At 42.4% G+C, this 15,202-nt stretch carries 14 protein-coding genes; 5 read left to right on the top strand and 9 right to left on the bottom strand.

Annotated elements, in window-relative coordinates:
* Position 1 precedes the first annotated feature (1 nt).
* The 4 genes from ACRWQN_RS06480 to ACRWQN_RS06465 all read right to left on the bottom strand — a co-directional run bounded on the left by ACRWQN_RS06480 (position 2) and on the right by ACRWQN_RS06465 (position 3,689).
* Positions 2 to 715 carry a ZIP family metal transporter gene (locus ACRWQN_RS06480; RefSeq protein WP_434940243.1) on the bottom strand — a complete coding sequence of 238 codons (714 nt, stop codon included), beginning with the start codon at positions 713 to 715 and terminating at the stop codon, positions 2 to 4.
* 56 nt (positions 716 to 771) lie between these two features.
* Positions 772 to 1,620, bottom strand: a complete 849-nt coding sequence (locus ACRWQN_RS06475; protein WP_434940242.1) for a sulfurtransferase — start codon at positions 1,618 to 1,620, stop codon at positions 772 to 774.
* A complete protein-coding gene (locus tag ACRWQN_RS06470) occupies positions 1,613 to 2,062 on the bottom strand; it encodes a VanZ family protein (protein ID WP_434928512.1) in 450 nt (149 codons plus the stop codon). The genes ACRWQN_RS06475 and ACRWQN_RS06470 overlap by 8 nt, the downstream gene beginning before the upstream one ends.
* Before the next feature lie 130 nt (positions 2,063 to 2,192).
* Positions 2,193 to 3,689, bottom strand: coding sequence for an aldehyde dehydrogenase (locus tag ACRWQN_RS06465; protein WP_434940241.1), 1,497 nt, complete (start codon positions 3,687 to 3,689; stop codon positions 2,193 to 2,195).
* A 292-nt stretch (positions 3,690 to 3,981) separates the two neighbouring features.
* Here ACRWQN_RS06465 and ACRWQN_RS06460 point away from each other — a divergent pair, with 292 nt between their 5' ends.
* From ACRWQN_RS06460 to ACRWQN_RS06445, 4 genes are all read left to right on the top strand, one after another.
* Entirely contained in the window at positions 3,982 to 5,331 is a 1,350-nt protein-coding gene (locus ACRWQN_RS06460; protein ID WP_434930310.1) for an aspartate aminotransferase family protein, read from the top strand.
* Between the two features lie 105 nt (positions 5,332 to 5,436).
* Positions 5,437 to 6,933 carry a CoA-acylating methylmalonate-semialdehyde dehydrogenase gene (locus ACRWQN_RS06455; RefSeq protein ID WP_434940240.1) on the top strand — a complete coding sequence of 499 codons (1,497 nt, stop codon included), beginning with the start codon at positions 5,437 to 5,439 and terminating at the stop codon, positions 6,931 to 6,933.
* Positions 6,934 to 6,949: 16 nt separating this feature from the next.
* Positions 6,950 to 7,315: a cupin domain-containing protein gene (locus ACRWQN_RS06450; protein WP_434940239.1), complete on the top strand. Its 366-nt coding sequence runs from the start codon at positions 6,950 to 6,952 to the stop codon at positions 7,313 to 7,315.
* Positions 7,316 to 7,547: 232 nt separating this feature from the next.
* Positions 7,548 to 8,270: a TorF family putative porin gene (locus ACRWQN_RS06445; protein ID WP_434930311.1), complete on the top strand. Its 723-nt coding sequence runs from the start codon at positions 7,548 to 7,550 to the stop codon at positions 8,268 to 8,270.
* An 82-nt stretch (positions 8,271 to 8,352) separates the two neighbouring features.
* Here ACRWQN_RS06445 and ACRWQN_RS06440 read toward each other — a convergent pair whose 3' ends face one another.
* The 3 genes from ACRWQN_RS06440 to ACRWQN_RS06430 all read right to left on the bottom strand — a co-directional run bounded on the left by ACRWQN_RS06440 (position 8,353) and on the right by ACRWQN_RS06430 (position 12,241).
* Positions 8,353 to 9,651 (bottom strand): glutamate-5-semialdehyde dehydrogenase, encoded by a 1,299-nt coding sequence (locus ACRWQN_RS06440; protein ID WP_434940238.1) that lies wholly within the window; start codon positions 9,649 to 9,651, stop codon positions 8,353 to 8,355.
* Positions 9,641 to 10,771 (bottom strand): glutamate 5-kinase, encoded by a 1,131-nt coding sequence (gene proB / locus ACRWQN_RS06435; RefSeq protein ID WP_434940237.1) that lies wholly within the window; start codon positions 10,769 to 10,771, stop codon positions 9,641 to 9,643. The genes ACRWQN_RS06440 and proB overlap by 11 nt, the downstream gene beginning before the upstream one ends.
* A gap of 180 nt (positions 10,772 to 10,951) precedes the next feature.
* Positions 10,952 to 12,241, bottom strand: coding sequence for an NCS2 family permease (locus ACRWQN_RS06430; RefSeq protein ID WP_226410788.1), 1,290 nt, complete (start codon positions 12,239 to 12,241; stop codon positions 10,952 to 10,954).
* 1,087 nt (positions 12,242 to 13,328) lie between these two features.
* Between ACRWQN_RS06430 and ACRWQN_RS06425 the strand changes: the two genes are divergently transcribed.
* A complete protein-coding gene (locus ACRWQN_RS06425) occupies positions 13,329 to 13,478 on the top strand; it encodes a hypothetical protein (protein ID WP_434940236.1) in 150 nt (49 codons plus the stop codon).
* Positions 13,479 to 13,572: 94 nt separating this feature from the next.
* Here ACRWQN_RS06425 and ACRWQN_RS06420 read toward each other — a convergent pair whose 3' ends face one another.
* Both ACRWQN_RS06420 and ACRWQN_RS06415 read right to left on the bottom strand, forming a co-directional pair.
* Positions 13,573 to 14,484, bottom strand: coding sequence for an AbiJ-NTD4 domain-containing protein (locus ACRWQN_RS06420; RefSeq protein ID WP_434940235.1), 912 nt, complete (start codon positions 14,482 to 14,484; stop codon positions 13,573 to 13,575).
* Positions 14,485 to 14,597: 113 nt separating this feature from the next.
* Positions 14,598 to 15,119 (bottom strand): hypothetical protein, encoded by a 522-nt coding sequence (locus ACRWQN_RS06415; RefSeq protein ID WP_434940233.1) that lies wholly within the window; start codon positions 15,117 to 15,119, stop codon positions 14,598 to 14,600.
* Positions 15,120 to 15,202: the final 83 nt, after the last annotated feature.

Raw genomic sequence — 15,202 nt, 5'->3', positions numbered from 1 at the left:
GCTATTGCGTCATGATATAACCGACCATACCCAACCCAAAACCAAGTACTGCTCCGCAGGGTGGAAACCAATGCTGCTCTAACTTTACTTGGGGAGCAATATCTTGAAATACTGAATACAGAATACCGCCTGAGGCAAATATCATTATTGCGCCAATAACCTCAGGTTGGTCCGCTAACCAAACATAACCAATAATGCCTGCAATAGGCCCAAACAAAGCAATTAGTGCAAAAATGCCTATCAATAACCTAGGCTTAAAACGACTATGTTGGTTTAACTCTCGATAAGCATTAAACCCTTCTGGTAAATTTTGTAATCCAATTAATGCTGCTAATAAAAAGGCCGTTTTACTGCCGGTAGCCAATGCAGTGCCTAAAGCAATAGATTCAGGAATAAAATCCGCCAGCATGGCACTTAATTGACTGGCTGGGGTATTGATTTTAACCAGTAAAATATCTAACAACATGAACGCTAAAGCGCCTAGCCCAAAAAACAGAACTGCCAATGGGAGTGATAATACCTCAACACTTTCAGGCACTAACACCAAACCGACTGCAGACAACAGTGCACCGCCACCAAAGGCCATCACGCCGTGGCGAAACTCCTGTTGCAACCAATCAGACCGAATATGCTCCATCTGAGCGATAACCGCACCAAGTGGCATAGCCAAACCGGCTAGCAAAGTAACACCCACCACGATCAATACATCAGACATAGCCTTCACTTCTTTATGACATTGTTTTTACTAACTTTATATAAAATGCTTGTGTATTACGCTACGGGTAAATGGTCACTTGCCCCCCATTCAGCCCACGAGCCGTCATACAATATCGACTGTTGATGACCTGCCACCGTAGATGCAAGTATCAAAATACAAGCCGTAATACCTGAACCGCAGCTAAAAATACGCTGCTGGGCGTGATTTTCATCAAGCTGATTAAAAATCATTTGCAGCTCTGTCGAAGGCTTTAATTTTATTCCATCAAGCACCTGCGCAAAAGGCAGATTGACCGAATAAGGTATATGACCACTTCTTACATCCGCCCTAGGCTCTGGCGCAGTGCCATTGAAACGAGACGCTGCCCTGGCATCAAACACCAGCGAGCCACTTTGAGCCACGGGGTACTCACTAACAATAGCCAGCAAGCTAGCAGAGTCACACACTAACTCAGTGTGTTGCTGAGCTTTTACATTACCGACTAAGCTGGCGGTTAAGTACTGATTGGCTGTCGGTAGGTTTTCAGCCATCCATTGTGGTAAGCCACCATCAAGCACAAATACCTTATCAAACCCCATCACCTTAAAAGTCCACCAGGCCCGCGGCGAAGAATAAATTCCTTGGTTATCATAAATCACCACGGTACTGTCCTGATTAATGCCTAACTTACGTGCTGCGTGGGTGAATTGTTCAGCGGTTGGCATAGCATGGGACATCTGTGAGTCGTGATTAAAGAAGTCTTGCTCTAGCCCCATATTAATCGCATTCGGTATGCACGTTAACCTGTCATAGATTAACGGCTCTTTACCTAATACCACCGCCATACTGGCATCAAGCAAAATAACGTTTTTATCATCTAGATGCTCAACTAACCAGGCTGTTGAAACAGTTGAATTACTCATTATTTTCTCCTTGATACAAAGATTGCACATATTTATGCGTTAACCAGGTAAAGTAGCTAAATACCATTATGCCTACGCCATCAGCCGCTAAATCGGCTATGTCTAATGTCCGACGGGGAATAAAACCCTGACTTATTTCCTCCACCAGCACGAATAATGCGACTAAGCAGCTGCCAAGATAAAGCGATAACGAACCTAATCGAATGGTCTTAAATTGTAAGGTGAGATTGGCTAGATAGGTTAATACCCCAAATAGTAAACAATGACCAACTTTATCGCCATAGGGAATATGTTTGACGATGTCGAAGAAAATACTGCTGCCACCAGTGTTAGCTAAGTATATGACCCAAATAATGAATCCTAAAAATGTAGCCATGGTTATAGTAGCTAAAAGATAAAAACGTTGTTTAAGCATTAGCGTCACTTCCTGTGTGTTGTTCAATGCCATCCTAATATACTTTTAAGATATTCTTACGATACTTTTTGATGAATTTCACTTAATAAAAAAGCCCTATGACTGATTATCATAGGGCTTTGTCGCAACTAAGTTTGCTCAGGACTTATCACGTTGATTATAAAACAATCCAAGTTGCTTTGATTTCAGTATATTTATCAAATGCGTGTAATGACTTATCGCGGCCATTACCCGACTGTTTATAACCGCCAAATGGCGCGGTCATATCACCACCATCATAATGGTTAATCCACACCATACCGCTACGTAATGCTTTGGCGGTTTTATGCGCTTTAGAAAGATTCGATGTCCATACACCCGCGGCTAAACCATAAATGGTGTCATTGGCAATTTCAATCGCTTGTTCCATGCCGTCAAACTCAATCACTGACAGCACAGGCCCAAAAATCTCTTCACTGGCAATCGTCATTTTATTATTTACACCAGAAAAAATAGTCGGCTGCACATACACGCCGCCCGTTTCTGCCATAACCTGCTTACCACCTTGCACTAAGGTGGCACCTTCATCTTCACCCGCTTTAATGTAATCCAACACATTGTTCATTTGCTGTTCATCAACCATGGCGCCAGTAACGGTTTCAGGATCTAACGGATGACCAGGCTGCCAAGATTTTAACTCTTCGGCGATCAATTTTATCAGTTCATCTTTAATACCTGACTCAACCAATAAACGCGATCCCGCGGTACATACTTCACCTTGGTTAAAGGCAATGGCCGATGCAGCAGCTTGTGCTGCGGCTTTTAAATCCGGCGCATCATTAAATACTATGTTAGGACTTTTGCCACCCGCCTCTAACCAAACGCGTTTCATGTTTGATTGCCCTGCGTAAATCATCAGTTGTTTAGCAATTTTAGTTGAACCTGTGAACACCAAAGTATCAACATCCATATGTAAAGCTAATGCTGTACCAACAGTGTGTCCTAAGCCTGGCAACACGTTTAACACGCCTTTAGGAATACCTGCATCTAACGCTAGTTGTGCCATTCTTATTGCTGTTAACGGAGATTTTTCTGAGGGCTTTAATATGACGCTGTTGCCCGTTGCTAACGCAGGGCCTAGTTTCCAGCACGCCATAATCATTGGGAAATTCCAAGGCACAATCGCCGCTACGACACCAACAGGTTCACGGGTAATCATGCCTATTTCATTATGTGCTGTGGGGGCAATTTCATCATAAATTTTGTCGATGGCTTCACCACACCAGCGGATCGCACGGGCAGCTCCCGCAACATCAACCGATTTAGCAAACTGAATTGGCTTACCCATATCTAAGGTTTCTAACAGCGCTAACTCATCAGCATTTTGCTCTAATAAGTCGGCAAAACGGATCATAATGGCTTTACGTTTTACTGGCGCTAATTGTGACCATGTACCGGCTTCAAAAACAGCTTTGCCATTAGCAACCGCTTTATTCGCGTCAATATAATCACAACTAGCCACTTTAGCTAACAATCGACCATCAATTGGGCTAATACAATCAAATGTTTCATCTGAATGCGCTGCTTGGTACTCACCATTAATCATGGCTTTGCCATTAATAGTGATACTTTTTGCGAGTTGTTCCCATTCGCTACGATTTGTTGGAGAGCTCATTGTTACCTCGTCATCCTATATATGCATGTTTAGCTAAATTACATAAAAAAGTTGCCAAACAACCTAACTTTAATTACACGCTGTAATCGATGCTTCAAATTATGCTTAACCGCAAAAGATTTCAATATATTTTACAAAAATGTCCAATTTACTTTAATTTTTTACTAAAAACGCTTCCGTGTTCGTTATATTTGATATACCGTAGCAAATATTGACCACCTGTAGATTTATTGATCATATACAAAGGCCTCCTAATGAGTCATATGGAGTGCTCAAGCACAAGGATTTAGTAATGCAACAAACGTCGCCTCAATCAATGAATGCTCAAACATCAACACCAGAAATGGCCAACTACTGGATGCCTTTTACTGCCAATAAGCAGTTTAAAGCCAATCCAAGAATATTGACTCATGCTGAAGGAATGTATTACACCGACGATCATGGTCAAGCCATACTCGATGGTACTGCGGGGTTATGGTGTTGCAACGCCGGTCACGGGCGCAAAAAAATATCCGAAGCGGTCAGCAAACAAATAACTCAAATGGATTACGCCCCCTCATTTCAGGTAAGTCATCCTTTGGCATTTGAACTGGCGAACAAAATTGCAGAGTTAAGTCCTGTTGGGCTAGATAAAGTCTTTTTTACTAATTCAGGTTCTGAGTCAGTAGATACCGCTTTAAAAATGGCTTTGTGTTATCACCGCGCAAATGGCCAGCCTTCACGCACTCGCTTTATCGGCCGAGAACTCGGCTATCACGGTGTCGGTTTTGGCGGTATTTCTGTTGGTGGTATTGGTAATAATCGTAAGACCTTTAGTGGTCAGTTATTGCAAGGTGTAGATCACCTGCCCCATACCTTAGACATCCACAATAATGCGTTTTCTCGAGGTCTGCCTAAACATGGTATCGAAAAAGCGGAAGTTTTAGAGCAACTTGTCACTTTACACGGTGCAGAAAATATTGCCGCAGTGATTGTTGAGCCGATGTCTGGATCGGCTGGGGTTATTTTACCGCCAGAGGGTTATTTAAAACGTCTACGAGAAATTACTCAAAAGCACGGCATTCTATTAATTTTTGATGAAGTAATCACCGGATTTGGCCGACTAGGGGCTGCTTTTGCCAGTCAATTTTGGCAGGTCACACCCGACATCATTACTACTGCTAAAGCTATTAATAACGGCGCGATTCCAATGGGTGCTGTCATTGTCAGTAACACCCTTCATGACACTTGCATGCAAGGTCCTGATAATATGATCGAATTTTTCCATGGTTATACCTATTCAGGCCATCCTGTTGCGGCGGCATCCGCTTTAGCAACACTAGATATTTACCAACAAGAAAATCTTTTTCAGCGCGCTAAAGACTTAAGCCAGTATTTTGAAGATGCGGTACACAGCTTAAAAGGCCTGCCTAATATTATCGACATACGCAATATTGGGCTCGTCGCTGGGATCCAGTTTTCCCCCAGTGAGAAAGGCATAGGGAAGCGCGGTTATGAAATTTTTGATCGCTGTTTTAGACAAGGCACGTTAATCAGGGCAACGGGCGATATCTTAGCCTTATCACCTCCTTTAATTGTCGAAAAATCTCAAATTGATGACATGGTAAACAGCCTGACTGATGCGATACATGCGGTTGGTTAGTTAAATTTAACACTAGCAATCCATGCGCTATCAACAAAAAATGCTAATTCAGTAACTTATTTAAATTCAATATTCACTTTAATCTATTAATGTAAAAGGTTTTTTATGCTCACTCTATCTCATTATGTCAATGGCAAGCACACACAAGCAAGCAAACGCCAACAGCCGATTTTTGAACCTGCCAATGGTGAATTACGTGGCCATGTATCATTAGCGTGTGAGCAAGAAGTCAGCGATGCCATTCAAATAGCAAAACAGGCGTATCAAACCTGGTCACAGGTTACCCCGCTCAATCGCGCCCGGGTATTGTTCAAGTTCAAAGCGTTAATGGAGCAAAACATTGACGAACTGGCCGAGTTAATTACCCGTGAACATGGCAAAGTGTTAGATGATGCTAAAGGCGAATTAGTCCGCGGATTAGAAGTCGTCGAATTTGCCTGTGGTATTCCGCATTTACTCAAAGGCGAACATACCCAACAAGTGGGTGGCGGCGTTGACGCTTGGACAGTTAACCAGTCTTTAGGTGTGGTTGCCGGTATTGCGCCGTTTAACTTTCCCGTGATGGTACCGATGTGGATGTTCCCTATTGCTATTGCTTGCGGTAATACTTTCATCATGAAACCATCTGAGAAAGATCCAAGTTCCGTGCTGCGTATGGCTGAATTACTTACCGAAGCAGGCTTACCTGATGGGGTATTTAACGTAGTAAATGGCGATAAAGAAGCCGTTGATACCCTACTGACTCATCCAGATGTTCAAGCCGTAAGTTTTGTCGGCTCGACCCCAATCGCCGAATATATTTACAGCACAGCATCAGCCCACGGTAAACGCGTACAAGCCCTTGGCGGCGCTAAAAACCATATGCTATTAATGCCAGATGCTGATTTAGACCAAGCGGTTAAAGCCCTTATGGGGGCTGCTTATGGCAGTGCGGGGGAACGCTGCATGGCCATTTCAGTCGTGTTAGCGGTTGGCAATAGCGGCGACAAATTAGTTGAAGCCCTGCTCCCTCAAATTGAAAAGCTAAAAATTGGTAACGGTTTAACGCCTGAAATGGATATGGGGCCATTAATTTCAGCTCAGCACCTACAAAAAGTACGCGACTATGTTGAACAAGGCGTTGCTGAAGGGGCAACACTGATTGCCGATGGCAGAAGTTTATCGGTAAAAGATCAGCAACAGGGTTACTTTTTAGGTGCGTGCTTGTTCGATAACGTCACCCCAGAGATGACCATATATCAACAAGAAATTTTTGGCCCTGTTTTAGCGATTGTTCGCGTAAAAGATTATGCGCAGGCGCTTAATCTGATTAACAAACACGAGTTTGCTAATGGCACCGCCATCTTTACTCAAAACGGTGAAGTTGCAAGACACTTCTGCCACCATGTTGAAGTCGGTATGGTTGGGGTTAACGTGCCTATTCCTGTGCCAATGGCATTTCATAGTTTTGGTGGCTGGAAGCGTTCACTGTTTGGCCCTCTGCATATGCATGGACCTGATGGAGTTCGTTTTTACACTAAACGTAAAGCCATTACCGCAAGATGGCCAAAAGCCGCTGTGGTTAGTGAAGGTTCGGCCTTTATTATGCCAACGATGAACTAAGAATTGGTGAGTTTAAATGACTAAATTGATTAACGATATACAAAGCTTTGCGACCTCTTCGGCAGGAATAGATAAATATCATCTTGCTGATGAAAAAAGACTGCAAGGCAACCCATTACAGAGCGTGCAAAACCATTATGCCAGTCCTTGTTCGCAATTCAATGTTGGCATATGGCAAAGTGAAGCTGGATGTTGGAATGTGCAATATACCGAACATGAATACTGTGACATTCTTGAAGGCACTAGCGTAATTACTGATGCTAATGGCGCCAAATTGACGGTTACTGTCGGCGATAAGTTTGTTATTCCAGCAGGTTTCATTGGGACTTGGGAGGTGATTGGACATTGTAAAAAAGTGTATGTCATCTTTGAAGCACAATAAGCACCAATTCAGGGCTAGCATAGCTAACTCTGTAAAATATATCTTGCAAAAAATGTTAAAATGATTCACAAATAATACCCGACTACGGTCATAAAAATACCAGACTAAGATGATGATTTACCTGTAACACCTGCCACGGAGTATAAAACCAAAACATGTGTTTTTGGTAAAGTTAGCACCACCAGTTTTGCCCTACAAAACTGAGTATATAACTATAAATGGAGAAGATATCGTGTCTAAAACATTCACAAAAACAAGACTAGCGCTATTGGCCGGCCTTACCCTTTCTGCTTCCGTGCTTTCAGGTTCTGTAATGGCTGAATTTTCAGGTGAAGTGTCACTTACAAATGACTATCGCTTTCGCGGCGTATCTCAAACTGCTGGCGATCCAGCACTGCAAGCAGGCGTAGATTGGAGTGCTGAAAACGGCTTTTTTGTAGGCGCATGGGCAAGTAACGTCGACTTTGATGAAGAAGGTTATAATGGCCCTGATATCGAGTTAGATATCTATGCCGGTTACTACGGTGAAATTGATGACAATACTAGCTGGGACGTCACGCTTTACCGTTACAACTATCCAGGTGATAGTGAACTCGACTATTTAGAAGCCACTGTAGGTGTAGATTTTAGCGGTTTTAGAGCAGCTTATTGGTATACCAATGATTACGGTGGCAGTGATTTAGACTTACATTACATGGAGCTAAACTACGGCTGGGAATTCACTGAAAACTGGAGCTTAGATGCTCATTACGGTTATAACTTTGGTGATGCTTTAGATGATGGCGAAGGTTTTGATAGCTACTCTGATTACTCTGTCGGCGTATCGACTGAAGTGGCAGGGTTTGGACTGTCACTGGCTTATTTAATGACAGATCTAGACGGCGATTATGCTGTTGATGATGGTATATTCAAAACTAAAGACACTTTCCTTGCGTCTGTAAGCTACGCATTCTAGAACAGAACAACTGCTTTATAAAAAAGCTTACTCAATTGAGTAAGCTTTTTTTCATCTATACTTTATACCGAACTGAAGTGAGTTATTTACGGCTGGTATAATCGCCCCACGCTAGCCACTTATACGTAGTTAACGCATCTAACGCCATAGGCCCACGGGCATGCAGTTTTTGGGTACTGACCGCTACTTCGGCGCCTAAACCGAATTGTGAACCATCGGTAAAACGAGTGCTAGCATTAACATACACAGCGGCTGAATCAACTTGATTCATAAAGTAACTGGCAGCATGAATATCGTCGGTTAAAATGGCTTCAGAATGGCCACTTGAATATTGACGAATATGGCTAATGGCCCCATCAATATTATCAACGACTCGAATACCCAAGGTTAATGATAACCACTCAGTTGAAAACGACTCATCATCAGCGGCGCTGACATCAAAACCTAACCCCTCTAAATAGCCTTGAGCTTGATCGCAAGCGTAAAACCTCACCCCAAGACTGTGTAAATGGGCTGCTATTTTAGGCACAAAATCACTGGCAATCGCTTGGTCAACTAATAAGGTATCAAGGGCGTTACACACGGTTGGCCGTTGCACTTTCGCGTTAGCGATAACATCTATAGCACGACTTAAATCAGCACTTTTATCTACCAATAAATGACAAATACCAATACCGCCAAGAATAACTGGAATACTTGACTGCTCAGCGCATAAACGCTGTAAAGTATGACCACCGCGAGGAATGATCATATCGACATATTTATCTAGGCGCAGTAGGCCGCTAACAATGGCCCGCTCTGGCGAATCAATTAGCTGAACCGCGCCTTCAGGCAAGTTCAAGCTAGTTAATGCACCGCGGATCACTTCACTCAATACTTTATTTGATTCAATGGTTTCTTTACCACCACGTAAAATAACCGCATTACCGGTTTTTAAAGCAAGCACAGCAATATCGACAGTCACATTAGGACGGGCTTCATAAATGACTCCCACCACACCTAAAGGTACACTGCGCTGAGTCAGTCGCAATCCATTATCAAGCAACTGACTTGCAGCTTCTTTTCCTATTGGGTCGGCTAACGCAATCACATTATCAATATCGCCAATAATGCCCGCTAAGCGACCTTCATCAAGCATTAAGCGATCGATCATCGCATCAGTTAAACCATTAGCTTTAGCGGCGATAACATCTTTAGCATTGGCGGCTAAAATAACCTCTGCATGCTCAGCTAAGCTTTGGCTAATGGTTTGTAAAAGGTGATTTTTTTGTTTAGCCGATAAAGTGGCCAGGATAAAACTGGCGGCTTTAGCTTGCTGACCTAAATTAACCAGATACTCATTAACTTGATCTTGTTTTACTGACGCTTGATTAGCTGACATGTACTGTTTCCTTGTTTTCTAATACCACCATATCATTGCGATGAACCGCGGCATCACCATAGTCATAACCTAAAATAGCTTCGATCTCGTTTGAATGCTTACCGCAAATTTTACGTAAATCGGCGGCGCAATATCGACTGAGCCCTTTACCCAGTACTTTTGCCTGAGCATTAACAATTAACACGGTTGCGCCACGCTCAAAATCACCTTCAATACGAGCAATGCCTTTAGACAATAAGCTGCGACCACTTTCAATAACAGCAGTAGCAGCGCCCTGATCAATATACAGTTTCCCCTGGCTAGCCGGGCCGGCCAAAATCCATTGTTTACGGCTTTCAAGTGGCGTATCTATGGCACTAAAATGTGTCCCTACAGACTCTCGCAATGCCACTTTATTGATCACATCAGGATGATGGCCTGAAGCGATAACCACCTCAATTCCCGCACGTCTGGCAATATCAGCAGCTTCAAGTTTTGTTGCCATACCGCCTGTGCCTAAACCGGAAACCGAACCGCCCGCTAACAAACGTAAACTGTCGTCAATATTGACCACCTGTTTGATTAACTGTGCATCGGGGTTAGTACGTGGGTCGGCATCAAACAGGCCTTTTTGATCGGTCAGCAAAATCAATAAATCAGCATCGCAAAGTAATGCGGCGCGCGCCGATAAATTATCATTATCGCCGACCTTAATCTCATTGGTTGCTACGGCATCATTTTCATTAATGATCGGAATAATATTGTTATCGAGTAACGCATTTAAGGTATCGCGGGCATTCAAATAGCGTTCGCGGTCTTGCAGATCGGCCCGTGTCAGCAGCAATTGCCCCACGTGTAAACCGTACAAACTAAACAGTTGTGACCAGGCGAGAATTAACTGGCTTTGCCCTACCGCGGCAAGCAGTTGTTTATGCGCCATGGTATCGGGCAAAATGGGGTATTGCAGATGTTCACGTCCCGCAGCAATAGCGCCTGAAGTGCATAACACCACTTCAACTCCTGATTTCATTAAATAAGCCATTTGTCTGGCCAACTCAACCATATGTGCTTTATCTAATTTTTTGCTGCCAGAAGTCAGTACACTGGTGCCTAACTTCACTACCACGCGGCGATAACCCATTTAAGCTTCTCTCAAATTTGATTGATAAATAGTACGAGCTATTTTTATACCCAATTCGCTACAAAATTCCTAGATAAAGCTGCATTTGAATCGGCTTAAATGAATTTAATTCGAGATAAGCAATAAAAAAGGGCTATGCATTGCATAACCCTTAATTAATATGGCTCGACTTACGCGACACTAACCGTAAATAAACTTCACCAGAAATAAAATGGCTATAAATATCACACCGGCATTTAAGTCTTTAAATCGACCTGTTAATAGCTTTATCACTAAATAAGAGATAAACCCAAAACCAATAGCATTCGCAATAGAGAACGTCAGCGGCATTAATAAACAGGTTACCACTACCGGAGCTGCTTCAGTTAAGTCATCCCAATCAACATTAACAAGACCAGACATCATCAAAATAGCGACATAAAATAACGCACCAGATGTAGCGTAGGCTGGCACCATACCCGCTAATGGCGAAATAAATAATGCCGCTAAAAATAAAATGCCGACGACCACAGCGGTTAAGCCTGTACGACCACCGGCACTCACACCCGCAGTACTTTCAATATAACTAGTAGTAGTAGAAGTACCTAACATGGCACCGGTAATGGTGGCAACACTGTCCGCCGTTAAGGCGCGTTTTACTCGTGGTAAACGGCCTTTGTCATCTAAAAAACCACCCCGTTGAGCCACAGCAACCAAGGTGCCTGAGGTATCGAATAAATCGACAAACAAGAAGGCAAAAATCACTGAAATCATGCTAATTTCTAAGACGCTAGAAATATCCATTTTCATGAATGTCGGCATAATAGAAGGAGGTACAGACACTAAGCCATTGTATTGCACATCACCAAATAGCAAACCTAATACGGTGACTGTCATAATGCTGAGAATAACCGCCGCTTTCCAGCCGCGGTGAACCATAGCAATGATCAGAAAGAACCCAAGTGATGCCATCACAGCCGGAAACGAAGTAATATCGCCCATAGTCACTAAGGTAGCAGGGCTTGCCACCACAATACCGGCACTTTTTAAGCCGATTAACGCTAAAAATAACCCAATACCCGCGGCAATACCAAACCGTAACGACATTGGAATACTGTTAACAATCCACTCACGAATTTTGACTAGAGACAACACCAAGAAACAGACACCTGACATAAACACAGCGCCTAGTGCGGTTTCCCAACTGTATCCCATCTCACCGACCACAGTGTAAGTGAAGAACGCATTTAGCCCCATCCCCGGTGCTAACGCGATTGGGTAATTTGCTAACAACCCCATGATTAAACAACCAATCGCAGCAGCTAAACAGGTTGCGACGAATACCGCGCCATGATCCATCCCTGCATCAGCAAGCATCATAGGGTTAACAAAGATAATATAAGCCATAGTTAAAAACGTAGTCAGTCCGGCAACTACTTCTTGTTTTAACGAGGTATTGTTTTGTTTTAGTTTAAATAGTTTTTCTAACATGGAACCATGTTCCTTGGGTGAGGGTTAATTAATATTGTTATTATTTTTGAGCAGCTCCGATAAATGACCCCGAATGCTCAAAAGAGGGAGATTATATCCCCTAACATGCCATAAAATCACACTTTGGTGGTAAAAACACCTTATAAAGCCTGAAAACAGACTTTTGATGACAGATTAATCGCAATGGTCAATTGTTGACAGAAAGCAGGAGTTAACGGGTTTCAGAACAAAAATGGGTTGGAAGGTATCTTTTTATAACAGTAATTAAAGCCTCATAGACGTTAGATTAACTTCAAGTGCAAATGATCCCGCGAGACGCAGCAAGCACGTCTCTGTGGGCTTAACCAAAACCAATAACCTCCTTGTTAAACAGCCAGTTCAGCATCCATGCCTCTGGCTTAAAAATGTTTCACTTAGTGAAACTTCGCCCTATTTTGGATACTCGCTGTCACATCAGCCCCTGAATTTTTATTTCCTCGATTAAGCTTCATTGATGACTGTAGCAAAAGCTAAATCAGTTCTGGTGTTAACTCTCTTTTGGATAAAAATTGGTACAGAAGGTGTTGTAACACGCTCTTAAAATCAGATTGACTTCAAGTGCAAATGATCCAGCGAGGCGCCGCAAGCACCTCCATGTGGGCTTAACCAAAACATCCATGTTTTGGATACTCGCTGGCTCATCAGCACCTGAATTTTTGTTTCTTCGATTTAGCTTCATTGATGACTGTAGCAAAAGCTAAATCAGAACAAGAGTTAACTCGTTTTTGGACAGAAATGATTTAGAGTCGATAGCCTAAATACCAATCACTACATTATGTTATGTATGTCAACTTGACGACACCCCACACTGGTTGATAAGTTTACTAAATTCACGGTTTATGTATTAGTTCAAATACTGGAAATTTTCACTCCCAAGAAGTTCCCCTTTCGATTGACTTCAATCTTCCGATATATAAAAATGTGTAAATCGGTGCAGTCAGGTTGCCATCGCCGTTGCGACTGCTCGTAAACAAAATAGATGGCAAAGTCTGAACCCCTCTTCCTGACTCTTCATGAGACTGAGAGAAACGTATTTGAGGAGTAGCTTATGGTGAAACAAGATAATGCGGGTTCAGCGTCCTTACCAAAGCTCATCACTGCTTTTGGAGGGTTGTTTGTAATTTTGGTTGCAAGCTTTGAACCCGTCACAGCTTTTGTATGTGCATTGAGTGCGACAGGATTTCTGTCACGCTTGTAGGGTTGGTAAGGTTAACCCGCTCGCTAGCTCGACAGCTAGCGGGTAACCCTCTCTTTCCCTATGCGTTCATTGTGTTTACTTAGACAGCCCAGCTCTACACTAAATTTTTAGCCAGCAATAACATAAAACTTGCAAGTCGAAGAAAAAGATACTCGATATGGTTGCTATCAGTAAGCTTAATCTGGCTTGTCTCTGAGTGACGAATGAAGAATGCGTTTCCTATATTTGTCAGAGCTTTCGCTTCTGCTTCTAGTTCTGCTCGAAACATAGGGTCAGATGAACAGTTATCTAGTAAAATGGCCATCGATTGTTTTTTATTTTTCTCTGGTTCAGTCACTGTCTTTATGCGTTCAAAAGCATCCCATAGCTCTTTTAAAGCTCCATACCTAACTCGCACGTCAGTATTACAAATTTTTCTATTTGCATGTTCAAGTAGGTCATTTAGTTCTTGATCGGAGGTTTTAGGTGTTTGTTGAATAACCGAGCTTAGAGCCCCACTCGTAACCCTTTTAATTTGACCGTCAGTTAGTAGCTCATAAGCCAAACCATTTCGAGCAAAAATGGTATTCACCTTCTCCAAAAATTCAGTTTGTCCAGCTGTACGGTCAAACGAAGCTATATGGTGATGCCCATAGTACGAATGATAACTCCCTAGCGTAGGCTTAGAGACATTTGCGTAGCAAAACTGTACTAAATCTAGCACGTCTAAGTAGTTAGGAATAAAAGGGACTCTTTTAGACATCCAATCATCGGGAATTTCGTCTTTTTCTGTAACAAATGGGTATTCAACTCCCGATAATTCTGCTTTTAGAGCGAAGGAGAACCCTCTCTCATCAGTACCACAGCATCCTTGTCCATCAGGACAAAGCTCTGGAAAGTTTTCTCCAAAACACCCTGTATCGATTAACTTTTGAATGAAAGCAACCAAACCACACCAGACATTGTAGGGAATTTCATTGTTTGTTCTCGACAATGCACCCCGTTCAGAATCACTAAAATATTTCATAATTTCCTATATCAGGTTTTATCAGCGTCTTTTGAGCTGAAGTAATCTACACCGATACCACTTCAAACAACCTTAACCAAAGATCAACGCACGTATATTGAACTAAAACATTTTCAAACTTGTTCTTCAAGGTTGGCAATGCAATTGCGCCACTCCATGATCCTTGGTAGTAAAGGGCTAAAAGCTAATTTTTTGTCATCGATGAGGAACGCTAAGACATTAGTTAGCGCATAATCGTGTGATCCTGAAATATTGAGGACACGTTTTAATGTACTTTCAGCTTGCTTTGGCAATTCATTTTTACCAAACCACTCGGCTTCATGTTTCCACCAGTTTGCTGATGCGTTCACTAAAGAAATGAGTGACACATTGTCGATCACTTTTGGCCCTAGAGAATAAGCCACTGACTTATCGACATTTTTCAGTAGTAATGTATCAACCAAATACTGCTGCATAACAGCAAACCCTAAGCCAACAAAATGTTCTGCTCGGTCATATATACCAGAAGATTCATCCACAAAGCTATCAGCAACCTCTTCCGATATTTGAGCTAACTTAGCATCAAGTAGCTCAAACGTTTCACTTAGGATCGAAAAGTTTAAGTCGATGATATCGCCACTAGATTTCAGAAACAATTTTAGTTAACTCCTTCTCACATAACACTGTTTTGACTATTTTAAGACACCTTGAATATACCGCTGATGCAATGGCGCATATC

The organism is Shewanella sp. HL-SH8, from assembly GCF_051165765.1.
GTDB lineage: Bacteria > Pseudomonadota > Gammaproteobacteria > Enterobacterales > Shewanellaceae > Shewanella > Shewanella glacialimarina.
The sequence above is the reverse complement of the archived record's forward strand: the minus strand, read 5'-3'. Positions and strand labels throughout refer to the sequence as shown.